The organism is Rhodococcus sp. MPR-R1B (assembly GCF_058793255.1).
In genome coordinates, this window is record NZ_JBXAFO010000012.1 from 52198 (window position 1) to 74484 (window position 22287).

Here is a 22287-nt window from a genome sequence, read left to right on the forward strand (position 1 = left end):
CAAGTCATGGTTCGACAGCATATGGCCGGCGAATGGGTTGTCTGTGGCTTTCTGACGGGTAGATCCCTGGAATCGCCCGAGCGAAGGCTGTTGCCGAGGAGTGATTGCGGTCACTCGCGGGTAGTGAAGTTGGCTCCGAAGTAGCGGACAGGCCTGTTCCGAGTGGCGTGCGAACTGCCGGAATTCGCAAGCGGCAGAGTTGAGTGCATTTCGTTCACAGCCTGCGGTTTCTTTCCTACTCGCCAGTACGGAACCTGTCCGATTGGGTAGTACCAGCCGCGTAGGAATCTTCACAGACTTAGCAAAGTGTGTTGAAAAGGTAGCGAAGATTGGCATTAGCGACAGGTAGACGGCACTTTTTCGATGTGCCATTCTCGGTAAGTACACAAGAAGGGCCTGGCAAGTATGTGAAGTAGTACGCACGTACTGCTCACAACAGGCCGGACCAGCAGATCAAAGAGATGGAGTCTTGATGTCGACCACCGGCACCCCGAAGACCGCAGCTGAGCTCCAGCAGGATTGGGACACCAACCCTCGCTGGAAGGGCGTTACTCGTAACTACACGGCCGATCAGGTCGTCAAGCTCCAGGGCACCGTCGTCGAGGAGCAGACCCTCGCTCGTCGCGGATCCGAGATCCTGTGGGATCTCGTGAACAACGAGGACTACATCAACTCCCTCGGTGCACTTACCGGCAATATGGCTGTGCAGCAGGTTCGCGCCGGCCTGAAGGCCATCTACCTCTCCGGTTGGCAGGTTGCCGGCGATGCGAACCTCTCGGGCCACACGTACCCGGACCAGAGCCTCTACCCGGCCAACTCGGTTCCGACCGTCGTCCGTCGCATCAACAATGCACTGCTGCGCGCCGACGAGATCGCCAAGACCGAGGGTGACACCTCCGTCAGCAACTGGCTCGCTCCGATCGTTGCCGACGCCGAAGCCGGCTTCGGTGGCGCTCTCAACGCTTACGAGCTGCAGAAGGCCATGATCGGCGCCGGCGCTGCCGGTGTCCACTGGGAGGATCAGCTCGCTTCGGAGAAGAAGTGCGGCCACCTCGGTGGCAAGGTGCTCATCCCCACGCAGCAGCACATCCGCACCCTGACCTCGGCTCGCCTGGCTTCCGACGTTGCGGACGTTCCGTCCGTCATCATCGCCCGCACCGACGCTGAGGCCGCAACCCTCATCACCTCCGACGTGGACGAGCGCGACCGCCCGTTCCTCGACGGAACCCGCACGGCTGAAGGCTTCTACGGCGTCAAGAACGGCATCGAGCCCTGCATCGCTCGCGCCAAGGCTTACGCACCGTACGCAGACCTCATCTGGATGGAGACCGGCGTGCCGGATCTCGAGGTTGCAAAGAAGTTCGCCGAGTCCGTTCGCAGCGAATTCCCGGACCAGCTCCTGGCCTACAACTGCTCCCCTTCCTTCAACTGGAAGGCGCACCTGGACGACGCGACCATCGCGAAGTTCCAGAAGGAGCTCGGCGCAATGGGCTTCAAGTTCCAGTTCATCACGCTGGCCGGCTTCCACTCGCTCAACTACGGCATGTTCGACCTTGCCTACGGCTACGCCCGCGAAGGCATGACGGCATTCGTCGACCTGCAGGAGCGCGAGTTCAAGGCTGCCGAAGAGCGTGGCTTCACCGCCATCAAGCACCAGCGTGAGGTTGGCGCCGGCTACTTCGACACCATCGCCACCACCGTTGACCCCAACACCTCGACGGCAGCTCTCAAGGGCTCCACCGAAGAGGGACAGTTCCACTAAGAACTGACTTCGGGTGGGGGAGAGGCTCGGCTTCGGGTCTCTCCCCTGCTTGTATCACCGCACTACTTTCTCTCGTCTTCAAGGCAGTTCCGATTGCGTCGGCCACCAGCGTCGACGCAGTTCGAAGTGCTTGTTTTGCAACACCTTCACCAGACAAACTCCACGAGACAAACAAGGAGCTGACGTGACCAGCGAAAAAATTCAGCGCGTCGGCGTTATCGGCGCCGGAATCATGGGTGCCGGAATCGCCGAGGTGTGCGCCCGCGCACATGTCGATGTTCTGGTCTTCGAGCAGACTCGCGAGCTTGCAGCAGCCGGGCGTTCACGCATCCTGCGTTCGCTCGACCGCGGCGTGAGCAGCGGAAAGATCACAGAACGTGAGCGTGAGCAGGCCGCATGGCGTCTGCGTTTCACCTCCGATCTGGGAGATTTCGCGGACCGCCAGCTCGTCGTGGAGGCCGTCGTCGAAGACGAGAAGATCAAGAGCGAAATCTTCGCCGAGCTCGACGCGGTCGTGACGGACCCGGATGCGGTTCTCGCGTCCAACACGTCGTCGATCCCGATCATGAAGCTCGGCATCTCGACCAAGCGTCCCGAGCGAGTCATCGGCATGCACTTCTTCAACCCGGTTCCGGTTCTGCCGCTCGTCGAATTGGTGACGACGCTCAAGACCAGTGCCTCCGTCTCGCAGCGCGCCGAGGCTTTTGCCAGCGACATCCTCGGCAAGCAGGTCGTCCGCAGTGCCGACCGCTCCGGCTTCGTCGTCAACGCACTCCTGGTGCCGTACCTGCTCTCGGCGATCCGCATGGTCGAGTCGGGCTTCGCGACCAAGGAAGACATCGACAAGGCAACGGTTCTCGGCCTCGCGCACCCCATGGGTCCGCTGGCTCTGACGGACCTGGTCGGACTCGACACCGTCAAGTCCATCGCCGACTCCATGTACGAAGAGTTCAAGGAGCCGCTGTACTCCGCTCCGCCGCTGCTCCTGCGTATGGTCGAAGCCGGCTTGACCGGCAAGAAGTCCGGCGCGGGCTTCTACGAATACGCCGACAACGGTCGCTCCACCAAGCAGGCAAGCTAAGGCCCAACGCCCCTGTGCGCCTTTCTGGTAGTTCCGGCTACCACAAAGGCGCACAGGGCGCTCGCGCCCCTCGGTTAGAAAGGTCGACCGCATGTCCAGCAGCACTGCAGCATTCGGCTCCAGCGTCCTGGGGTATCCGCGCATCGGGCCGCGCCGTGAGCTCAAGCGCGCCCTCGAGTCCTACTGGCACGGCACTTCGGACAAGGACGCACTTCTCGCGGTCGCCAAGGAACTCCAGGAATCGACCTGGAGCGAATTGGCTGCGACGGGATTGAGCCAGGTTCCCGGCAACACCTTCTCCTTCTACGATCACGTGCTCGACAATGCGCTGCTCTTCGGCGCAGTGCCGGAGCGGTTCAAGCCGCTCGAGGGCGCCCTCGAGCCGCTCGATTTCTACTTCACGATGGCCCGCGGCCGCCCGGACTTCCCGCCTCTCGAGCTGGTGCGCTTCTTCGGTACGAACTACTACTACCGTCAGCCCGAGATCGACGCGAACACAGTGTTCTCGCTCAACTCGGATGCACTTCTCGACGAGTTCGAACGTGCGAAGGCGCGCGGCATCGAATTGCGCCCCGTCATCATGGGGCCCGTCTCGCTGCTTCTGCTTTCGAAGGTCGGACCTGCCACCGAGAAGTCCGATCCGAACTTCACCCCGCTCGACCTGTTGGACGCGCTCCTGCCCGAGTACGAGAAGCTCTTCGAGCAGCTCGCCAAGGCCGGTGCGACCTGTGTTCAGTTGGACGAGCCTTCGGTCACCGAGGACCGCACCCCCGAGGAGCTAGCCGCTCTGGGACGTGCGTACGAGAAGCTTTCGACGGCCCCGCTGCGCCCGCGCCTGTTGGTGACGGGTCCGTACGGCAAGTTCGGCGAAGCCCTCAACATCTTGGCGCCCACCAAGATCGAAGCCTTCGGTCTGGACCTGGTGCACGGCAAGATCACGGCCGAGGAACTGGCCGCGGTGCCGAACATCAAGCGCAAGCGCATCTACGCGGGCGTCGTCGACGGTCGCAACGTCTGGCGCGTCGACAGGTTCAACACCTTGACGTACCTGAACGAACTCAAAGACGTTGTGCCTGACCTCGTCGTCTCCACGTCGTCGTCGCTGCTGCACGTGCCGTACGACGTGCTCTCCGAGTACGACATTCCGGGAGACGTCGCAGACCGTCTGGCTTTTGCGAAGCAGAAGGTCGGCGAAGTCGTCTCACTGGCGAAGGCGCTCACCGAAGGTCCTTCGGACAAGTGGCGTAAGCGTCCGACGAAGGTGCACTTCAAGCTCAAGCACGCTGTCCGTGCTCGGGTGAACGCGATCAAGCCCGAAGATCGTGTGCGTGCACCGTACGAGGAGCGTCGTAAGGCTCAGCAGGAACGGTTGAATCTGCCGTTGGTGCCGGCCCAGACACTGGGTTCGTTCCCGCAGACCGACGCGATTCGCCAGGCTCGTTACGAACTCGGCCAGGGGCGTTTGGAGTGGGACGACTACTACAAGCGCATCCAGGAAGAGATCGAGCGCACAATCCGTCTGCAAGAGGACATCGGTCTCGATGTTTTCGTGCACGGCGAGCACGAGCGCAACGACATGGTCCAGTACTTCGCCGAACTGCTCGAGGGCTATGCCTTCACGCACAACGGTTGGGTTCAGGCCTACGGATCTCGGTGCACGCGTCCGCCGATTCTCTACGGCGACATCGCACGTCCGAAGCCGATGACGGTCGAGTGGATTGCGTACGCGCAGTCGCTGACCGACAAGCCGGTCAAGGGCATGCTGACGGGTCCGGTCACCATGATCGCCCGTTCGTTCGTTCGCCAGGATCAGCCGCTCTACGAAACGGCAGAGCAACTGGCACTTGTCATTCGAGACGAAATCGCGGATCTCGAAGCTGCCGGAATCGCCATCATCCAGGTGGACGAACCGGCAATTCGTGAACTGCTGCCACTGCGTGAGGACGGCCGGGAGGCCTACCTGGAGTGGGCCGTCGACGCGTTCCGTCTGGCAACAGGTGGAGCGAAGCCGGAAACACAGATCCACACACATTTGACGTACTCCGCTCGGTCGTCGGTGGTCGACGCCATCGAACGGTTGGACGCCGATGTGACGGCTATCGTCGCGACCCGCTCCATCACGTGGGTTCTCGAAGCACTCAAGGAAGGCGCGCTCACGCACGGCGTCGGCCCCGGTGTCTACGAATCTCGCTCGGCTCGGATTCCCGACATCGACGAACTCGACGAATTGCTCACTGAGGCAAGCGAATCGATCTCTCTCGATCGCTTGTGGGCAAACCCGGACGGCGGCCTCAAGACCCGCCATCCGTGGCAACTCGAGCCTTCGCTGCGCAATATGGTTGCGGCCGCGAGGCGCCTGCGTCGTCGGGCCGAGCAAGCCGAGCGCGACGCCGGGTAAGTCACGTAAAGAACAAGTCATGGAGGGGCCTGCGAGTTGCAGGTCCCTCCATGCACGGGTAGGCATGTGTGCATGGTTACTGCTGCTGCTTATGCCGCGACGTCCGCTGACGGTCCCCTCGAGAAGACCACTGTCGAACGCCGCGAGCTCGGTCCACTGGACATTCTCATCGACATCAAATTTGCCGGCATCTGCCATTCCGACATCCACACCGCTCGCAACGAGTGGGGCGGAGCGAAGTACCCGATCGTCCCCGGACACGAAATCGCCGGCGTCGTCGCCGCCGTGGGGTCCGATGTCACCAAGCACAAGGTCGGCGACCGAGTGGGCGTCGGCTGCTTCGTCGACTCGTGCGGGGAGTGCGACGCCTGCACCGCCGGTGAAGAGCAGTACTGCCGCAAGGGTGTGACGGGTACGTACAACGCCACCGGCCGCGACGGCGAGCGCACTCAGGGTGGCTACTCGACGCACATCGTCGTCACCGAGCACTTCGTGCTCTCGATCCCGGAGGGCATCGAACTCGACGTTGCAGCGCCGCTCCTGTGCGCGGGCATCACCTTGTACTCACCGCTGCGGCACTGGAATGCCGGCCCCGGCAAGAAGGTCGCCATCATCGGGTTCGGCGGCCTCGGTCACGTCGGTGTGAAGATCGCCAAGGCGCTCGGCGCGGAAGTCACCGTCCTGAGCCAGACGCTCGGCAAGAAGGAAGACGGCCTTCGTCTCGGTGCCGATCACTACTACGCGACCAACGACCGTGAGACGTTCAAGGCTCTTCGTGGCGAGTTCGACCTGATCCTCAACACGGTCTCGGTCAACCTCGACATCGACGCCTACATGTCCTTGCTCGCCATCAACGGCACTCTCGTCGAACTCGGCCTGCCCGAGAAGCCGATCGAAGTTCGAGCATTCTCGCTCGCCGCAAACCGTCGTAGCCTCGCCGGCTCCATGGTCGGCGGTATTCCGCAGACACAGGAGATGCTCGACTTCTGCGCCGAGCACGGCATCGGCGCAGAAATCGAACTGATCCCGGCGAGCGACATCAACGACGCTTACGAGCGCGTGATCAAGAGCGACGTCCGATACCGATTCGTGATCGACACCGCAACAATCTGACCCGCTCGGTCCTGCTCAGTCGAATTGTTCGCGGAGCTCAGTCGAGTTGCTCGCGAAGATTACTCAATGTCTTCGCGAGCAACCTCGACACGTGCATCTGGGACACACCGACTTTCTCGGCGATCTGTGTCTGCGTCAGATTTCCGAAGAATCTGAGCATCAACACCGTCCGCTCTCGCTCGGGCAGCTTGTCGAGAAGCGGACGCAACGCCTCGTGATTCTCGACGTTCTCGAGAGCTGCGTCGTAGTCACCGAGTGTCTCCACGAGCGGGAGATCGTCGGTGTGATTGGACGCGGCACCGTCGACTGAGACCGTCTGATACGCGTTGCCGGCGATCAAGGCCTGGGCAACTTCTTCGCGTTCGATCCCCAACGTCTCGGCCAACTCGTCGACGGTCGGCGCGTGCCCGAGCTGTTGTGACAGCTCGCTGATGGCCTGCCCGAGTTGGAAGTGCAACTCCTTCATCCGGCGGGGAACCCGCAATGCCCAACCGGTGTCGCGGAAGTGTCGTCGAACCTCGCCCATGACGGTGGGAACTGCGAACGAGACGAAATCGGATCCGCGCGTGGAATCGAAACGGTCGACGGCGTTGACCAGACCGAGACGCGCCACCTGAACCAGATCGTCGTGTGCCTCGCCACGACCGTCGAATCGTCTGGCGATGTGCTCGGCCAACGGTAGGCATCTGGTGATGAGTGCAGTGCGCACTCGTTCGTACTCCGGGCTGTGGGGCTCGAGGGTCCGCAGTTCCTCGAAAACTGGTATTACGTCCCGATATTCGTCGGTGGACCGCCGACGCGGGCGTGACGGGCCGTCTGCGGAAGCGGTCACAGGCGCCCGCTGAGGGCCTTGGTGAACTTCATGGTGGTGATGTAGCCGACGCCGCCGAGGTTCTCTTCCTGGTCGAGCGAAATCGAATCGGTGAGTTCGGTGAGGATGTGCCACCCGAACGAACGCTGACTGCTGTCCTCGTACTCCGTGGTCGTCGTGGACACGGACACGTGCAATTGCGGGGGCGTGAAGACGAACCGACACACCAGAACCGAATCAGGCGCAGCGCGAACGATCAGATGCGTACAGATTTCGTCCATGGCCAGTTTGATGTCGGCGATGGCGTCGAGGTCGAAGTTTTCCTGAATGGCAACGGTGGCGGCCAGTGCACGCAAAATCGACAGCTGATCGAGAGTCGCTTGAATCCTCAACTCCACAACTGGCTGAGTCTGATCCTGATCGGGCTCGAGTGCGCTGAGGTGTGCCATAAGTTCTCCGGATCGTCGTACCAGGGGTCGCGGTGAAGTCTGGTGCCGAGAACGATACCCATCCCGACCTTCACAGTGACCCCCGAACACGAAATTTGGTCGATGGTGGTGCCGGGGTAAACGACACGATTCTGCTCACGACCGTTGGCGATCGCAACATCGGATTACCTCGCGGAACCGCAGACCAAACCACATTTTTGTTCGGAACACCGAAACGAATGGTCGCAACGCACTTGTGACGTCCGTCATGCTGGCGTACTGTTTCAAACCGAGGTTGAGCACACAGCCGATGAGGGATTTATCCGTATTTCTGGAGACCCGTTCATCGTGCGTCTCCTTCGGAGGTCCCTTCTCTTTTGCAGAGTGTAAACCGTTGCGGGATGGGAGAACCATGACTGTTGTTCCAGGATCATCTATTTCAGGCTTTACGAACGCGGCGAAGGGATCGGTAGAATACGGACCTCCCGCGACCGGGACAGCGACCGCATCGTTTCACGCGCACCGCATCAGTGCACACACCGCTGTGATCAAAGTTCGTGGTGAGATCGATCTGATGAGCGCCAATGCTTTTCGTGACTTCTTGACGTACCACGTGGCCGCGGACCGGACGCTGGTCGTCGATCTATCCGAACTCGAATTCATGGGGACGTGCGGCTTGTCCGTGCTGTCGGTCCTGTCGACGCGATCACGCGACGTGGGCGGCACACTCGCGCTCGTCTGCGCCCGCCCGGTGCAAAGGTTGCTCAAAGCAGCTGGTCAGGAGTCGATGTTTGCCTGCTACGAGTCGCTCGATCATGCAATCGGACTCGAAGAGACCCGACGTTTCCCCGCTTGATCACGCAGTTTCAGTCCAAGCTTCGTGAAATCACCTTCGTGAAATCACCTTCGTGAATTCAGTTTCGTAGAGCCCGTCAGCGTCAGTGCACTTCACTTCGGTGAGTGCCCTTGTGTTGGCGGGCTCTCGGCGGTGCTGTGACGCAGCGGCCGTAGGTGCGGACCACTTCGGTGGCGACGTGATCCCACGAATACGATTCGCACGCTCGGGCCCGGCTCTGCCGTGCAAACGCCGCGCCTTCGTCCTCGTCGTCGAGAAGATGGCGGACTGCGCGCGCGGTTTCCACCGGGTTGTTGACCGGGACCCGACGCCCGGTGAGTCCGTCGATCACCGTATCCCGCAGTCCGCCAACAGGAGTCGCGACTACGGGAACTCCGCACGCCATTGCTTCCAGCGCCGCGATTCCGAACGGTTCGTATCGAGGGGTGCACACGAGGGCGTCGGCCGATCGCATCAGTTTCGGTAGTTGGCGGTGCGGAACCCGTCCCAATAATTGGACGCGATCTGCGACGCCGAGGCGCTCGGCGAGCTTGACCAAGCGGATCGCCACTTCGTCGGTGCTCAGTTGCGCGACGGGTGGCCCGCCGATCACCACCAACTCCGTATCCGGCAGCGAAGCCAGCGCGGCGACGGCAACATCGAAGCCCTTCTGCTCCACCAGTCTTCCGACGCAGATCAATCGATGCGGTGCGGTTTTCTTCGCGGCGGGTCCCTCCGGGGTGAATGCTTCGGTGTCCACGCCCGAGGGCACCATCGTGGTCCGTGATCGCGGTGATCCCTGCCGGACCAGATCGAAGATTTCGTCCGAACTGGTCGCGATGACATGGGTTGCGCCCCTGGCGATCAACGGTTCCAGGTGAGTCCGCTCCGAGGGGCTGTCGTCGGCTGCTCCGAGGTGGCGGTGCGCCGCAGATCCCAGGGAATGGAATGTCTGAAGTACGGGGATGCCGAGCGATCGGGTCGCGAGTTCCGTTGCCACACCGGACATCCAGAAGTGCGAGTGCACCACATCGGGTCGGTCGGTACTCCACTGAGCGCGCAGAATGCTGGCAAAGGTTCCCAGGTGAGGGAGGATGTCGGCATCCGGAAGAGCCTGCGTCGGGCCGGCCTCGAGATAGTCGACGGAGTACCCGGCGCGGGCGCGAACGCGGTCCGGCCCACCGACGTGGGCACGCCTGGTGAAGACGGTGACGTCGTGTCCGGCACGAACCAAGGCGGCAGACAGTTCGTCGACGTGCAGGTTCTGTGCACCGGCTGCCGAGCAGCCCACCGGTGCGAGTGGATCGGCGTTCACCGACACCATGGAGATCTTCAGCATTCGTCCGGGAGCCATAGCGGGCGAGTACTTCATCGGGTCCCCTCTCCACTTGATCGGTTCGTCTGGGGATACCCGGAGTCCGTGATCTGAACCGGGTTTCGACGCGGTCAGCGCTGGGCACATTCCAAACACGATGGCGAGGAGTGAGGTTCGATGACAGAACAAATGCTGGTCGACGCAACCGTCGGACTCGGGTTCGAGCGGTACGTACAACGGGTGGCGGTCGGTGTGGGGGCCGGCATCGAGCAGTGGTGTTGCAGGCGCGAGCACCCTCTGGAGGCTTACATCGCATTGGACCGAACTGTGCCGCGTTTCCCCGGGCGCGAGGTGGCTTTGCTGTGGGAGGAGACGTGCGGTTGGGCCCTGGCCGTGGAGACCAGATCAGGGGAGGACCTCATCGTTCTCGGATATCTGGGCGAACACGCAGTGCCGACCCCGGACGCCGTCGCCGATTTTGCCGCGACACTGGGTACGCGCAGCCCACACTGGGTCATGAACAGACCATTGGCGGATTCGGACGAGACCGCGCGAGAACTGCGGAGCTACTCCGGAAGTGCTTACGCCTGAACAGTATCGAGGTCCGATCGGCTCAGTTGACTACATCCAGGATGGGATCGAGAACCGGAGTCGCTGCAGCCTCCACGGCCGGATCGTCCATGAGCTTGAAAACGATGTGACCACCGAGCGCGCCACCGACACCGACCGCGGTGAGACCCAGCACCGACAGCACTCGCGCCAGCGCGAGTGAGTCCTTTCCGCGTAGCCTGTACGACGCCGCAAAAGACCAGATCCCCACTGCATTCGACGCCGCGTGCACCAGCCCCACTCGGCGTGCGACGTCGCCACGTTCGGACCAGTCCAGCCATCCCGTCAGCAGAACCGGCGGAGTCGAAACCAATCCGAGCCCGATCAGCCGTCGTGCAGTCTGCGGATCGCCTAGAACATCGAAGACCAACGAAGCCGTCCACGCGCCCGCGGGAATGGTCACGAGGGCAGGATGGATGGGATGCCCGACGGCGGCGCCGCGGAGAAGTGCGGCGACAGTGCGCGATCGGTCGGATCGCTCCGTGATCTCGAGGATTCTGCGCCTGAGGCCAGTGGACGGACCGTCCAGTCCGCGAGCGGATTCGATTCCGCGATAAAGAGTTCCGATGTCCATGTAATTCGGCTACCCGGCGTAGACGTCGGGAAACCTCGCGACGGCGGTGTCTTGTCGACCGTCATGCTCCGGCGTACGGTCGAAACGAAAGAGATCCGACCGGAGGAGCGAACGATGAAGCTCAATCTCTTTGCAGCGTGGGCGTCGTATTTCCTGGTGCTGGCCACAGTGGTCTGCCTCGGCAGTTTTCTGGTGGCGGCAGGTTCAGGCCAGGGTGGTTGGGCATTGATCGCCGGCCTCGCCGGCGTCGCGTGCATCGGCCTCGCGGTAGCCCTGTACGCCAGTACTGTGCGTCACGACCACAAAGTGCACCGCGAATCCCCACACCTGTTCTGATCGGGCCTGCTTCTGATCAAGACTGTGCGAGTCGTGCCTTCTCCGCCTCGATGTCGAAGTCGGCAGGGGGCCAGTCGAGATCGAGCTTTTCCAGAGCGTCGATCAGTAGCTCCGTGACCGCAATGCGGCTGTACCACTTCCGATCACACGGCACGACGTACCACGGCGCGTGCTCGGTCGACGTCTTGTCGAGCATTGCCTGATACGCCTGTTGATATGCAGGCCACAAACCGCGTTCGGTCACGTCGCCGGGGTTGTACTTCCAATACTTGTCCGGGCGGTCGAGACGTTCTTCGAGTCGCTTCTTCTGCTCGTCGAGCGAGACGAACATCGCGACTTTCACGATAGTGGTTCCGGCGTCGACGAGTTCCTTTTCGAACTGGTTGATCTCGTCGTAGCGCTTGCTCCAGACATCCTCCGGGACAAGATCGTGGACGCGCACTACCAGGACGTCCTCGTAGTGGGAGCGATCGAACACACCGAGATAGCCGCCGCGGGGGAGTTCCTTCTTGATCCGCCAAAGGTAGTGATGTTGCTTTTCCTCTTCGGTCGGGACGCCGAAGGCCGCGTGCTGAACTCCCGAAGGATCCACGTGACCGATCACGTGTCGGACCATGCCGCCCTTGCCTGCGGTGTCCATTCCTTGCAGAACCAGCAGGACTGAACGACTGTTTCCTGACCGGCCGTTGGCGTACAGCAACTCCTGCAGGTCGGACAGAACCGCGCCGCGCTCCTCGAGCAGACGTTCGCCGTCAGCTTTGTTTCCGGTGAATCCCGGAGTGCTGTTGCGATCGAGTTGATCGAGTTCGAACCCGGGCTCCGCCCGCAGGGTCTTGGCGGCCGGTGTTTCCCACAGCGAGTCTTGTGCCATGCCGAAAGAGTGCCACAGGATCGCGCCCGGCGGCTCGAAAGTTCGGTCTCGGGCGAGTCAGTCCTCGGCAGGCTTGACGAGGGGATGCGGAACCGACTTGAACTTGGCCGGTGATCCGTTGACCGCCGCTATGCCGGTGATGCCGCCCCACGTCATCATCGTGAGGTAGTCGATCAGCGATTCCGCGGACATCGACTTGTTGGAGATCCACCAGTGCGTCGCGAGCTGAATTCCGCCGACGATCCCGAACGCCCACGGCAGCGAACCGCCGGAATCCATCTCCATCTCGCGAAGACGATTGCCCAACACCGTGGAGAGCAATTCGGCGATCATGCGCTCGGAATCGGCAACGACGTCGCGGTTGGCGCCGGCGCCGTTGGCCATGACGTAGAGGTAGATGTCGGGGTCGGATGCCACCGTCTCGACGTATGCGGTGATGCTCGCCTGGGTGAGTTCGAAATCGTCGAGATCGCCACTGATCGCTTCGTAGATACGCGGCGACAGGATGGTCTCGACGTACCGCATCATCGTGGCGGTGGTGAGGTCGCTCTTGTCGGCGAAGTATCGGTAGAGCACGGTCTTGGAGACACCGATCTCGGACGCGATCTCGTCCATGCCGATCTCACGGCCGCGCGCGCGGATGGCGGCGATGGTGCCGTCGACGAGTTCCTCGCGGCGAGCGATCTTGTGCTCACGCCAACGACGCTTACGACCGTCGGATTTCTCGGGCTTCGCATCAGCAACGACTGGGCCGTCTACCTGCTCGTTGTCCTGCACGGCATTCTTGGCCACGAGTCATCTCATATCTGTGGTGCGAGCCACGTCCGATCGGTCTACTTTCCGGTCCAGCTTAATGTCCGCGCCTTTATCTCGGGCACTCACATCCGCAGTTCGGGGGATTAGGTCCTGCAGAATCGGACTTCGTGTCGCTCGCGCTACGCCGCGTCACACCTTTCGGCACAATGGCGAGGGTGCAGCAACTGAGCCTCTCCGCCTTCGACGACGCCGCCAAGCGTCGGGACCTTCGCAAGATGAAGGTCTTCGCTACTGGCCTTCTGGGCTTCGCGACGGTGGTCTACATCTTCTGCCGGTGGCAGGAATCCCGCGGCGCCGGAGAGTGGGTCGGGTACGTCCGGGCCGCGTCCGAGGCGGGCATGGTCGGCGCGCTTGCCGACTGGTTTGCCGTCACCGCGCTCTTCCGTCATCCGATGGGCCTTCCCATCCCGCACACTGCCATCATCAAGCGTAAGAAAGACCAGCTCGGAGCCAGCCTGAGCTCATTCGTCGGTCAAAACTTCCTGGCTCCCGAGGTTGTGTCGGCCAAGGTGCAGCAGGCGCAGATTCCGCTGCGGCTCGGAACGTGGATGGCCGAACCTGCCAACGCCGCTCGCGTCGCCGCCGAGACGTCGACGGTCTTGCGCGGCATGGTCGAGGTTCTTCGCGACGAGGACATCGCCCAGATCATCGACAACACGATCGTGAAGCGTCTGGCCGAGCCCATGTGGGGACCGCCGATCGGCCGAGTGCTCGGTGAACTTCTCAAGGACAACAAGCAACTGCCGATCATCGAATTGCTTGCCGAGCGGGCACATCAGTGGGCTCTCGGCAGCCAGGAGACGATCGATCGTGTGATCGTTCGCGATTCGCCCGCGTGGTCGCCGAAGTTCGTCGACGCCATGCTGGGGGAGAAGATCTACAAGGAACTAGTCGAGTTCACCTGGAAGGTCCGTTCCAACCCCGAACACGAGGTACGCCTCGCCGCCAACCGCTTCCTGATCGACTTCGCCGATGATCTGCAGAACGACCCGGAGACCATCAAGAAGGCCGAGGGGATCAAGGCCGAGATCATGGGTCGCGAGGAAGTGACGGGTCTGGCGTCGTCGACATGGCAGGTTGCCAAGCGGCTCATCATGGAGTCCGTCGACGATCCGAACAGCACCCTGCGGACCAAGGTCGCCGAGAACGTCGCCGGCTTCGGAGTCAGGCTGCGTGACGACGAGTCCATGCGTGAGAAGGTCGACGGCTGGCTGGTGCAGGGCACCAAGTACATCGCGGAGAACTACACCGACGAGATCACTGGAGTCATCAGTGACACCGTCGAGCGGTGGGACGCCGACGAAGCGAGCCAGAAGATCGAGTTGCAGGTCGGTCGAGATCTTCAGTTCATCCGTATCAACGGCACCGTTGTGGGCTCGATCGCCGGACTGCTGATCTACACGATTTCGACGCTCATCTTCGGCTGAGCTGTCCGGTATGTGACGTCCACCACGAGTGCTAGCAGTAGTGCTTGCAATAGTTAGCACCCTCTCCTATCCTGGGAAATGTCCACTGGAAAGGGAGGACGCAATGCCAGCGAAGTCGACGAACTCCGATGACGGAGATCGTGAATCATCCGGTGCCGCAGCCGGAGCAAGCGACTTGGCAGCTCGCGTCGTCAGCTCTGCGGCACACGACATCGGGGGGTTCATTCGTGCACAGCGGGAAGCCGCCCAAGTTTCGATGCGCCAACTCGCTCAACTCGCCGGCGTCAGCAATCCGTATCTGAGTCAGATCGAACGCGGATTGCGCAAACCGTCGGCGGACGTACTGGCGCAAATCGCCAAGGGCCTTCGAGTCTCATCAGAAGTGCTGTACGTCCAAGCGGGATATCTCGAGCAACGCCCGCACAGTCCCATCAGGGACGCGGTGTTGGCCGAGACGGCCATCAACGAACGGCAGAAGCAAGTACTGCTCGAAATCTACGACTCGTTCTGTCGCGAGAACGAGTCGTCAAGACCAGCCGCAGCGCCCGATTTCGCTGAATCGGCCGCAATTCCAGACACCGAGACTTCACTAGGAGAACAAGATGACTGACAAGAACGCCATCGACAGCGTCAAGACCTCGCTCTACGCCGCCGTCGGCGCAGGCGACCTGGTTGTCCAGGCCGTGGCCGATGTAGTTGCTCAGGTTCGTGAGCGCGCCGAGAACACCCAGGGCGATGTCAACGGCCGTGTCGACGGTGCTCGCGAGAAGCTCGCTTCCGTCCAGGGTGACGTTGCCGAGAGCGTCGATGCGCTGCGCGAGCGTCTCGCCGGCCTGCCGTCCGAGCTGCCCGAAGAGCTTGCCGAGCTGCGCGAGAAGTTCTCACCCGAGGAACTCCGCAAGGTCGCCGAGGCATACCTCAAGGTTGCCGGAGATCTGTACAACTCCCTCGCAGAACGTGGCGAAGACGCAGTCGAGCGCATCCGCAAGCAGCCCGCAGTCGAAGAAGGCATCGCTGCTGCAGAGTCGGCACTCGGCGACGCCGTCGAGCTGACCGAAGACGCACTCGGAACCGTTGCTCGTCAGACGCGCGCCGTAGGCGAGCAGGCTGCCAAGCTGGCCGGCCGCGCTGCCGGACGCATCTCCGACACCGCAGAAGAGGTCGGCGAGAAGATCTCTGACGCCGGTGAGAAGATCGCCGACGCAGGCGACGAGGCTGCACTGAAGGTCCTCGACCTCGGTGACCAGGCTGACGAGGCTTCCAAGGAAGCTGCCGCTCGCGTGACTGCTGCTGCTTCCGACGTCCAGGAGCGCGCGACCACCGCCGCGAAGAAGGCCGCTCCGGCCAAGGCTGCACCCGCCAAGGCTGCTCCGGCCAAGGCCACCGCACCGGCTCCGGCCAAGAAGGCTGCTCCGGCCAAGAAGGCCTGATTTGCCCAGCTCCACCTGACGAAGGCTCCCGCGCTCAGCCGAGTGTGGGAGCCTTCGTGTTCGTCGGGAACCGGATGAGAACTTAGGATGTAGTTGTGACTCAAGTCGATGGGCTAGTCGGTCTGATCTTTCTCGCACTCAAAGTGCTCGCATTGGTGGGTGCTGTCTACGCGATCGTTCATGCCGTCAGGCAGCGTCCTGACGCTTTCACCGCGGTCAACAAATTGACCAAGCCGATCTGGCTGGGAATTCTGATCGTCGCGGCGTTGATCCTCTTGGCGACGTCCCCTGTCGGGCTCCTGGGCATCATCGCGGTCGTTGCAGTGTGCGTGTATCTCGTCGACGTTCGCCCGCGGGTGGACGACATTCAGCACGGCGGTTCTCGCTGGTAGTTTGCCGCACTCCCGCTCATTCCGAGCCGTGGTTCCCGGCTCATGGTGTGCTGCCCCACTCTTCTCTCCAACGCTGACAACGGGCGTTGTTCGAGTGATAGTGTCGGTTAACGGCAGTCACACATAGATTGCATCCGTCTGTCGTCAGCAGCAGTCAGGGGTAAATGCATGTCCAGTCGTTCGCGCGCCACAGAGCTTCGAGTACTGGCAGGCGCCGTCGGAGTGGGAGCACTCGTCGCGGCCGTCGCTGGGATCCGTCATCGGCGATCCACGCGTGGGTTGACTCTTTCGAGCGACGTCGAGCCCAATGCACTCCTGAAGACTCCGACTCTCAAAGCTGACATCAGCGAACTGACCACCGACGACGGTGCGATCATCAATGTCCGGGCTTACGGTCCCGTCGACGGCGATCCGATCGTTCTCAGTCACGGCTGGACGTGCTCCACCGAATTCTGGTACCCGCAGGTCAATGCGCTTGCCGGCGAATATCGCGTCATCACCTACGATCAGCGCGGTCACGGCCGCAGCACCGTCGGCAATCTTCCGCTCGGCCCGGACGTCCTTGCCGACGATCTCTCTGCAGTGCTGGCGGCCACGGTTCGCGAGGACAAGAAGGCCGTCATCGTCGGTCACAGCATGGGCGGGATGAGTATCATCGCCTGGGCGGGTCGTCACCCCGACGAGGTCAAGAAGTACGCGTCGGCGGTCATGCTCGCGAGCACCGCGAGCGAAAGGTTGATCGCCGAGACCACGGTCATCCCACTGCCCAATCGTTTCCCTCGCGTGCCGGTCCCCGTGGGCCGCGCCATCCTCAGTTCGCCCGTTCCGTTCGTCTCCTCGGGCGCCATGACGAAGGCGATCCAGTACGTCTCGATGTCACCGAACGCGACCAAGGCCGAGATTCAGTTCTGCGAGAACATCGTTCGTGAGTGCAAGCCCCGCATCCGTGGAGGTTGGGGAGCAGCGCTGAGCACCCTCGACATTCACGAGGGACTCGACAATCTCGAAGTGCCGACCACCGTGCTCGTCGGTTCGCTCGATCGGCTCACTCCGCCGGTCCATGCGCGCAAGCTTGCGCAAGTCCTCGACGACGCCGGCAACCTCGAACGGTTGATCGTGTTGCCGGGCGTCGGTCACATGTCGTCGATCGAGAACATCGACGAGTTCGACAAGGAAATCGTGCGACTGCGCAATCTCTAGCGCAACGCAGCTCTAGCTGAAGACGACCGTCTTGCGCCCGTGGACCAGCACACGATCCTCGAGGTGCCAGCGCAGTCCGCGGGAGAGCACGAGCTTTTCGATGTCTCGACCCTGGCGGACCATGTCGGCGACATCGTCGGCGTGGTCCACACGGATCACGTCCTGCTCGATGATCGGACCGGCATCGAGTTCGGCGGTCACGTAGTGGCAGGTGGCGCCGATCAACTTCACGCCGCGGGCGAACGCCTGGTGATAGGGGCGGGCACCGATGAACGACGGCAAGAAGCTGTGGTGGATGTTGATCGCGCGCCCGGCCCAGTGCTCGCACAGTGATTCGGGCAGCACCTGCATGAATCGGGCAAGAACCACGGCGTCGGGATTGTGAGCGTCGACCAGGGCGCGGACCTTCTCGAAGGACGGTCCCCGTTCTGCCGGGTCCTTGGCGAACGGAACATGGTGGAAGTCGATCCCGTGGCGCTCGGTGACACTGCGCAGATCTTCGTGGTTTCCGATGACGGCGCTGATTTCTGCGGGGAGTTCCCCGCCCGCGGCGCGGCCAAGGAGGTCATGCAAGCAGTGACCTTCCTTGCTCACGAGCAACACGATCTTCTTGGGTGCGCCGGAGTCGTGAAGAGTCCACTCGGTTTCCGGACCGATCTCGGCCGCAACAGCTTTGAACCGTTCACGAAGCTCGTCGATGCTCATGCTCACCGACGATGCACGGACCGCCTGACGCGTGAAGAACCATCCGGTGTCGGCATCGGCGTGGTATGCAGCCTCCACGATCCATCCACCGACGTCGGTGAGAAAGGTCGAGATGCGTGCGACGATGCCCGTGGTGTCGGGGCAGCCGAGGGACAGAACATAGCGACGATCATCGATCGATGGTGCAGCGGTCATGCGGCCTAGTCTCTCAGGTGCGGCTGCAGCGACGGTCGCGTGGTGGTGTGCCAAGCTTTCCAACATGTCTGAAGCTGCACTCACTCGTTCCCAGGTTGCCGCGATGGTGGACCACACTCTCCTCAAACCCGAAGCCACCGCGGCCGATGTGACCGCCCTGATCGACGAAGCACGCAGCCTCGGTGTGCTGGCTGTCTGTGTCTCGCCGTCGATGTTGCCGATTCGCGCCGAGGGACTTGTGACGGCGGCCGTCGTCGGATTCCCGTCGGGGAAGCATCATTCGCTGGTCAAGGGTGCTGAAGCGCGACTGGCCGTCGATCAAGGCGCAGCCGAGATCGACATGGTCATCGACGTAGGAGCGGCGGTCGCCGGCGACTACAGCGCGGTGTTGGCCGATATCCTCACCGTCCGCGAGGCGATGGGGGAGAGTGCGATCCTCAAAGTGATCCTCGAAACCGCAGCGCTGTCCGACGAGGCCATCGTCGAATGTTGCCGCGCAGCTGTGCGTGCCGGGGCGAACTTCGTCAAGACCTCCACCGGCTTCCACCCCGCGGGTGGAGCGACGGTCGAGGCCGTCGCACTGATGGCGCAGACGGTTGGCCCGGGCGTGGGAGTCAAGGCCAGTGGCGGAATACGTACGACGCAGGCAGCGCTCGACATGATCGCGGCCGGCGCCACCCGCCTCGGACTATCCGGAAGTCGAGCAGTATTGGACGGTCTGGCCGACTAGGTCAGCAGGCCGCAGCTGTCCGGAACCGCCGAGGTGTTCTGGTTGTTCGCGTCGGCGACGGGCATGGCGTAAGCGCCGCCCTCCAACGAGATCTGGATAGCGTCGTCGGTGACGGTCAGCTTCGTGGGCTTCATGTCCAGCGGGTAGGTCTGCAGGCTGTCGGTGAGTGTCTGGACGATGCCGTCGACCAGATCGGTCGGCAGACCCAATCCGAGAATCTCGGCGCCGACGGTCTGGACGTCGACCACACCGTTGGTGACGGTGGGCTTGACCGTGAGCTTCGCGAGCCCGACCGGACCGACGTCGAACGCGAGTGTTCCGGCGCTCGAGTCGGCGGTGACGCCGGAGACGAGCCCGCCGAAGGTCTGTTCCTGCAAGGTGGCGAGAATGCCTGCGGTAGACCAGGTGACGTCGGCGCTGGAGCTGCCGATGGTGCCGCTGTTGCCCGCCGAGGGCTGCAAGTTGACGTCGTTCACCTTCGCGTGAACCTGCATTCCCGTTGCGGGGCCGAACGAAGAGTCGTCACTGTCGATGCTGATGTACGGCACCTTCTTGTCGACTGCCTGCAGGAGTACGGGCTTCCAGCTCAACCCGACGTCGACCTGGGATCCCAGTTCGCTCTGGAACTGATCGGCCATGCAGGTCTTCACCTGGTTGCGTACGTACAGTTCTCCACCGACGAGCGCCGCGACGAGTACGGCGATCACCACGAGAAGGATGATGAGCACTCGGTTGCGCGGACGAGGGTTGTTCGCTGCGACAGTCATTCGCCAGATTCTTCCCGACGAGTCTGAACGAACTCTGTGAATACGCACTTCCTCATTCCTGTGATGCGCGACACACTCGCCCGTAGTCTGTTCGAAACGGCGTTTTCGACGGTCACCGGAGGTGGTCATGGCTTCGGACTACGAATCACTCGAGTTGCTGGCGCTGCGACAGTGCGGATTTGTCACGGCTCTCCAGGCATCCGAACTGGGTTTCGGTCTGGCGTTGATGGAAGAAATGACGGAATCCGGAACATGGACATGTGAGTGCCGCGGGCTTTTTCGCCTCGAACGCGTCAGACATACCGCCTTGGACGAGTTCGCGAAGTGGTGCACGTGGTTCGCCGGTAGCGCCACCGTCTCGCACTACAGTGCCGCAGATCTGCATGGCCTCGGGCACCTCCAACCTCGCTTCATTCACCTCTCCGTTGCGCACCCTCTCGCGGCGCCGACCCGCCAGGTAGCACTGCACCGACTGCCGCTCGCGGACGACGAGTGTGAACAGATCGGGCCCATCCGCATCACCACGCCTTTGCGTACCGTGCACGACCTCGCTTCCGGTGGAATTTCTCAAGTCCTGCTCAACGAAGTAGTCGCCGATGCGGTCGCGATAGGTCGACTGGACGCGCACGAGCTGTATCTCTCGTGTGAGAACGCGAGCGTCGACGTTGCTGTTCGGGTCGAGTTGGCTCTGGCCGCAAGCCTGTAGCCGAGAGAGATCTTCGAGGCTCCTGCGACCTTCTGGCATCACGCCCGAAATCGAATATGACGCCGATATCAGAGATTTGTAAATCGCTATTTTCGGGCGACTGGTTTGTCTTTAGCGCAGGTAAGAACGCATCCAGATGTGCGGTTCGGGACGTTCAGCGCACTGTTACTGCAGTTCGGCGATGTCGCCGATGAACTAAATCTGCGAAAAGCGTAGTTACTTTACAGTCAATGGGATAACGTCACGGCATCGAAAGCAGACGGACGCTTGTCCTGGACGCCTGTCTGCCCCGTTGTCGAGAGGGATCTGGATGTCCGTGAGTGGTGTTCGTCGTGTTGTCGGTGGGTTGAGTGTTTTTGCTGTTTCTGCGGGCTTCGCGGTGGTTGCGGGCGTCGGGGTTGCTGGTGCGGCTCCGGTGACGGCGGAGTTCAATTCGAGTGGTTACAAGATCACACGAACGATCAGTAACGCGACGCCGTCGGAAGGTGATGTGATCACCTCTACGACAGTGTTCAAGCGGACCGACTTTGTGGTCAATTACCTCTACGCGGTTCGGGATTTTCATCCGTCGTGCATGACGTATGTCGAGGGCTCGGCGAAGGTGAACGGGAAGGCCTATTCCCCGGAAACGCCGGTGAGCGCTGATTCTGTGCGTGTGAGCGCGAGCATCACGGATTGGCCGTTGTATCAGAACAATACGAAGTCGTTCGAGTTTCAGTATCGGGTCGGCGCAGGATGTGAGCGCGGGACCGATCTGGCAAGCACAGTGCATTTCGACGGTTCGGCTTGGGTGAATGACACGACAAATGGTCGTGGTCCTTCGGTCAACATTCAGAAGAACGTCTCGACGACAGCACTTGCGCCCGTCGGTGGCGCTCAGGTGGGGCAACCGGTGACGCTGAGCGCGACGGTGACCGGTGGTGCCGACGGTGATTCGGTGGAGTTCTTCGACGCCGCCACCAAGATTGGTGCGGGTACCCTCGCCAATGGTGTTGCAACACTTGCCTGGACACCGACCACCCGTGGAGACCACTCGATCACAGCGAAGTTCGCCGACACGGCGCGTGCCGTCGGCTCCGCTTCGGCAGCGCTGATCGTGAACGTTTCGCAGGCCGATGCTCAGTCCAGCACGACTCTGGCGCCGATCTCGGGCGCGCAGGTCGGCAAGTCGACCAATCTCAAAGCGACTGTGTCCGCGTCGGGCACCGGTGGAACGGTCACGTTCAAGGTCGGCGGAACGGTGCTCGCTTCGGTGCCGGTGGCAGGCAACGGTGAAGCGACCTATGCCTGGGTTCCGACGGTCGCCGGTGCACAGACGGTGGAAGCCGTATTCGCCGGTCGATCCGGTGTCACCGGGTCGAGTACCACCGCGAATGTGACAGTCGCCGAACAGCCCGCCGGAACAACAAGCTCCACAACAGATCTCAGCGTAGTAGCGGGCCAGGTCGGCGTTGCCCAGACGATCTCCGCTCAAATCAGCCCCGCCAATGCGGGTGGCACAGTCACCTTCAAGGACGGCGAGACCGTCATCGGCACGGCCACGGTCGATTCATCCGGAAAGGCCAGCCTTTCGTGGAAGCCCGCAACTCAAGGGCAGCGAGTTGTCGCGGCGGAGTACTCGGGCGCCGGCACGGTGACGGCATCGTCCGATCAGGTCTCCGTCCAGATCGCCGCACCCGTCGACGGTGAAGAACCAGGCAACGGCACCGGTTCGCTCGGCAGCCTCGGCAACATCTTCGGCTCCTAGCAATCGATACCCGGTGATGCCCCGCCCGCTTCAGGTGGT

At 62.1% G+C, this 22287-nt stretch carries 23 protein-coding genes; 15 read left to right on the forward strand and 8 right to left on the reverse strand.

Annotated elements, in window-relative coordinates:
• The first annotated feature begins 472 nt into the window (after positions 1-472).
• The 4 genes from aceA to AC1Q61_RS17995 all read left to right on the forward strand — a co-directional run bounded on the left by aceA (position 473) and on the right by AC1Q61_RS17995 (position 6354).
• A complete protein-coding gene (aceA, locus tag AC1Q61_RS17980) occupies positions 473-1762 on the forward strand; it encodes an isocitrate lyase (protein ID WP_003941533.1) in 1290 nt (429 codons plus the stop codon).
• Between the two features lie 184 nt (positions 1763-1946).
• Positions 1947-2843: a 3-hydroxybutyryl-CoA dehydrogenase gene (locus AC1Q61_RS17985; protein WP_003941541.1), complete on the forward strand. Its 897-nt coding sequence runs from the start codon at positions 1947-1949 to the stop codon at positions 2841-2843.
• A gap of 91 nt (positions 2844-2934) precedes the next feature.
• On the forward strand, positions 2935-5241 hold the full coding sequence (gene metE, locus AC1Q61_RS17990; RefSeq protein ID WP_003941510.1) for a 5-methyltetrahydropteroyltriglutamate--homocysteine S-methyltransferase: 2307 nt from the start codon (positions 2935-2937) through the stop codon (positions 5239-5241).
• A 72-nt stretch (positions 5242-5313) separates the two neighbouring features.
• Complete coding sequence (locus tag AC1Q61_RS17995; RefSeq protein WP_042452947.1) at positions 5314-6354, forward strand: NAD(P)-dependent alcohol dehydrogenase; 1041 nt, start codon at positions 5314-5316, stop codon at positions 6352-6354.
• 37 nt (positions 6355-6391) lie between these two features.
• Here AC1Q61_RS17995 and AC1Q61_RS18000 read toward each other — a convergent pair whose 3' ends face one another.
• Both AC1Q61_RS18000 and AC1Q61_RS18005 read right to left on the reverse strand, forming a co-directional pair.
• Complete coding sequence (locus AC1Q61_RS18000) at positions 6392-7186, reverse strand: RNA polymerase sigma factor SigF (RefSeq protein WP_003941515.1); 795 nt, start codon at positions 7184-7186, stop codon at positions 6392-6394.
• Entirely contained in the window at positions 7183-7614 is a 432-nt protein-coding gene (locus AC1Q61_RS18005) for an ATP-binding protein (protein WP_003941553.1), read from the reverse strand. The genes AC1Q61_RS18000 and AC1Q61_RS18005 overlap by 4 nt, the downstream gene beginning before the upstream one ends.
• A gap of 391 nt (positions 7615-8005) precedes the next feature.
• Between AC1Q61_RS18005 and AC1Q61_RS18010 the strand changes: the two genes are divergently transcribed.
• Positions 8006-8449, forward strand: coding sequence for an STAS domain-containing protein (locus AC1Q61_RS18010; protein ID WP_492651032.1), 444 nt, complete (start codon positions 8006-8008; stop codon positions 8447-8449).
• 82 nt (positions 8450-8531) lie between these two features.
• Here the strand turns inward: AC1Q61_RS18010 and AC1Q61_RS18015 are convergent, their stop codons facing one another.
• Complete coding sequence (locus tag AC1Q61_RS18015; RefSeq protein ID WP_003941555.1) at positions 8532-9800, reverse strand: glycosyltransferase; 1269 nt, start codon at positions 9798-9800, stop codon at positions 8532-8534.
• Between the two features lie 120 nt (positions 9801-9920).
• Here AC1Q61_RS18015 and AC1Q61_RS18020 point away from each other — a divergent pair, with 120 nt between their 5' ends.
• Positions 9921-10334: a DUF6292 family protein gene (locus AC1Q61_RS18020; protein WP_003941464.1), complete on the forward strand. Its 414-nt coding sequence runs from the start codon at positions 9921-9923 to the stop codon at positions 10332-10334.
• A 22-nt stretch (positions 10335-10356) separates the two neighbouring features.
• Here AC1Q61_RS18020 and AC1Q61_RS18025 read toward each other — a convergent pair whose 3' ends face one another.
• Positions 10357-10926, reverse strand: a complete 570-nt coding sequence (locus tag AC1Q61_RS18025) for a DUF2231 domain-containing protein (RefSeq protein ID WP_042923281.1) — start codon at positions 10924-10926, stop codon at positions 10357-10359.
• A 114-nt stretch (positions 10927-11040) separates the two neighbouring features.
• Here AC1Q61_RS18025 and AC1Q61_RS18030 point away from each other — a divergent pair, with 114 nt between their 5' ends.
• On the forward strand, positions 11041-11262 hold the full coding sequence (locus AC1Q61_RS18030; RefSeq protein ID WP_039973486.1) for a hypothetical protein: 222 nt from the start codon (positions 11041-11043) through the stop codon (positions 11260-11262).
• A gap of 16 nt (positions 11263-11278) precedes the next feature.
• On the opposite strand, the gene AC1Q61_RS18035 is transcribed toward AC1Q61_RS18030, so the two are convergent.
• Positions 11279-12133, reverse strand: coding sequence for a polyphosphate kinase 2 family protein (locus AC1Q61_RS18035; RefSeq protein ID WP_042923278.1), 855 nt, complete (start codon positions 12131-12133; stop codon positions 11279-11281).
• Positions 12134-12190: 57 nt separating this feature from the next.
• Positions 12191-12925, reverse strand: a complete 735-nt coding sequence (locus tag AC1Q61_RS18040) for a TetR/AcrR family transcriptional regulator (protein ID WP_003941527.1) — start codon at positions 12923-12925, stop codon at positions 12191-12193.
• 170 nt (positions 12926-13095) lie between these two features.
• Here AC1Q61_RS18040 and AC1Q61_RS18045 point away from each other — a divergent pair, with 170 nt between their 5' ends.
• The 5 genes from AC1Q61_RS18045 (at position 13096) to AC1Q61_RS18065 (ending at position 17398) form a co-directional block, all read left to right on the forward strand.
• Positions 13096-14376, forward strand: coding sequence for a DUF445 domain-containing protein (locus AC1Q61_RS18045; RefSeq protein ID WP_020968906.1), 1281 nt, complete (start codon positions 13096-13098; stop codon positions 14374-14376).
• 103 nt (positions 14377-14479) lie between these two features.
• Entirely contained in the window at positions 14480-14986 is a 507-nt protein-coding gene (locus AC1Q61_RS18050; protein ID WP_003941483.1) for a helix-turn-helix domain-containing protein, read from the forward strand.
• Entirely contained in the window at positions 14979-15806 is an 828-nt protein-coding gene (locus AC1Q61_RS18055) for a heparin-binding hemagglutinin (protein ID WP_003941552.1), read from the forward strand. Before AC1Q61_RS18050 ends, AC1Q61_RS18055 begins: the two co-directional genes overlap by 8 nt.
• 95 nt (positions 15807-15901) lie before the next feature.
• Positions 15902-16198 carry a DUF2516 family protein gene (locus AC1Q61_RS18060; RefSeq protein ID WP_003941505.1) on the forward strand — a complete coding sequence of 99 codons (297 nt, stop codon included), beginning with the start codon at positions 15902-15904 and terminating at the stop codon, positions 16196-16198.
• A gap of 168 nt (positions 16199-16366) precedes the next feature.
• Positions 16367-17398, forward strand: a complete 1032-nt coding sequence (locus AC1Q61_RS18065) for an alpha/beta fold hydrolase (protein ID WP_042923276.1) — start codon at positions 16367-16369, stop codon at positions 17396-17398.
• Positions 17399-17410: 12 nt separating this feature from the next.
• Here the strand turns inward: AC1Q61_RS18065 and purU are convergent, their stop codons facing one another.
• On the reverse strand, positions 17411-18298 hold the full coding sequence (purU, locus tag AC1Q61_RS18070) for a formyltetrahydrofolate deformylase (protein ID WP_003941509.1): 888 nt from the start codon (positions 18296-18298) through the stop codon (positions 17411-17413).
• Between the two features lie 64 nt (positions 18299-18362).
• On the opposite strand from purU, the gene deoC reads away from it, so the two are divergent.
• Positions 18363-19028: a deoxyribose-phosphate aldolase gene (gene deoC / locus AC1Q61_RS18075; RefSeq protein WP_047268935.1), complete on the forward strand. Its 666-nt coding sequence runs from the start codon at positions 18363-18365 to the stop codon at positions 19026-19028.
• Here deoC and AC1Q61_RS18080 read toward each other — a convergent pair.
• Entirely contained in the window at positions 19025-19795 is a 771-nt protein-coding gene (locus AC1Q61_RS18080; protein WP_215515733.1) for an LmeA family phospholipid-binding protein, read from the reverse strand. The two genes, deoC and AC1Q61_RS18080, sit on opposite strands and share 4 nt — an antisense overlap.
• Before the next feature lie 127 nt (positions 19796-19922).
• On the opposite strand from AC1Q61_RS18080, the gene AC1Q61_RS18085 reads away from it, so the two are divergent.
• Both AC1Q61_RS18085 and AC1Q61_RS18090 read left to right on the forward strand, forming a co-directional pair.
• A complete protein-coding gene (locus AC1Q61_RS18085; protein WP_003941523.1) occupies positions 19923-20501 on the forward strand; it encodes a type IV toxin-antitoxin system AbiEi family antitoxin domain-containing protein in 579 nt (192 codons plus the stop codon).
• Positions 20502-20811: 310 nt separating this feature from the next.
• Entirely contained in the window at positions 20812-22248 is a 1437-nt protein-coding gene (locus tag AC1Q61_RS18090) for an Ig-like domain-containing protein (protein WP_042923274.1), read from the forward strand.
• Positions 22249-22287: the final 39 nt, after the last annotated feature.

Excerpts from the sequence above, each read along its gene's own strand:
- aceA (WP_003941533.1), top strand. The coding sequence starts at position 473 with ATGTCGACCACCGGCACCCCGAAGACCGCAGCTGAGCTCCAGCAGGAT.
- metE (WP_003941510.1), top strand. The coding sequence starts at position 2,935 with ATGTCCAGCAGCACTGCAGCATTCGGCTCCAGCGTCCTGGGGTATCCG.
- AC1Q61_RS17995 (WP_042452947.1), top strand. The coding sequence starts at position 5,314 with ATGGTTACTGCTGCTGCTTATGCCGCGACGTCCGCTGACGGTCCCCTC.
- AC1Q61_RS18005 (WP_003941553.1), bottom strand. The coding sequence starts at position 7,614 with ATGGCACACCTCAGCGCACTCGAGCCCGATCAGGATCAGACTCAGCCA.
- AC1Q61_RS18010 (WP_492651032.1), top strand. The coding sequence starts at position 8,006 with ATGACTGTTGTTCCAGGATCATCTATTTCAGGCTTTACGAACGCGGCG.
- AC1Q61_RS18015 (WP_003941555.1), bottom strand. The coding sequence starts at position 9,800 with ATGAAGTACTCGCCCGCTATGGCTCCCGGACGAATGCTGAAGATCTCC.
- AC1Q61_RS18020 (WP_003941464.1), top strand. The coding sequence starts at position 9,921 with ATGACAGAACAAATGCTGGTCGACGCAACCGTCGGACTCGGGTTCGAG.
- AC1Q61_RS18025 (WP_042923281.1), bottom strand. The coding sequence starts at position 10,926 with ATGGACATCGGAACTCTTTATCGCGGAATCGAATCCGCTCGCGGACTG.
- AC1Q61_RS18030 (WP_039973486.1), top strand. The coding sequence starts at position 11,041 with ATGAAGCTCAATCTCTTTGCAGCGTGGGCGTCGTATTTCCTGGTGCTG.
- AC1Q61_RS18035 (WP_042923278.1), bottom strand. The coding sequence starts at position 12,133 with ATGGCACAAGACTCGCTGTGGGAAACACCGGCCGCCAAGACCCTGCGG.
- AC1Q61_RS18045 (WP_020968906.1), top strand. The coding sequence starts at position 13,096 with ATGGCGAGGGTGCAGCAACTGAGCCTCTCCGCCTTCGACGACGCCGCC.
- AC1Q61_RS18050 (WP_003941483.1), top strand. The coding sequence starts at position 14,480 with ATGCCAGCGAAGTCGACGAACTCCGATGACGGAGATCGTGAATCATCC.
- AC1Q61_RS18055 (WP_003941552.1), top strand. The coding sequence starts at position 14,979 with ATGACTGACAAGAACGCCATCGACAGCGTCAAGACCTCGCTCTACGCC.
- AC1Q61_RS18065 (WP_042923276.1), top strand. The coding sequence starts at position 16,367 with ATGTCCAGTCGTTCGCGCGCCACAGAGCTTCGAGTACTGGCAGGCGCC.
- purU (WP_003941509.1), bottom strand. The coding sequence starts at position 18,298 with ATGACCGCTGCACCATCGATCGATGATCGTCGCTATGTTCTGTCCCTC.
- deoC (WP_047268935.1), top strand. The coding sequence starts at position 18,363 with ATGTCTGAAGCTGCACTCACTCGTTCCCAGGTTGCCGCGATGGTGGAC.
- AC1Q61_RS18080 (WP_215515733.1), bottom strand. The coding sequence starts at position 19,795 with ATGACTGTCGCAGCGAACAACCCTCGTCCGCGCAACCGAGTGCTCATC.
- AC1Q61_RS18085 (WP_003941523.1), top strand. The coding sequence starts at position 19,923 with ATGGCTTCGGACTACGAATCACTCGAGTTGCTGGCGCTGCGACAGTGC.
- AC1Q61_RS18090 (WP_042923274.1), top strand. The coding sequence starts at position 20,812 with ATGTCCGTGAGTGGTGTTCGTCGTGTTGTCGGTGGGTTGAGTGTTTTT.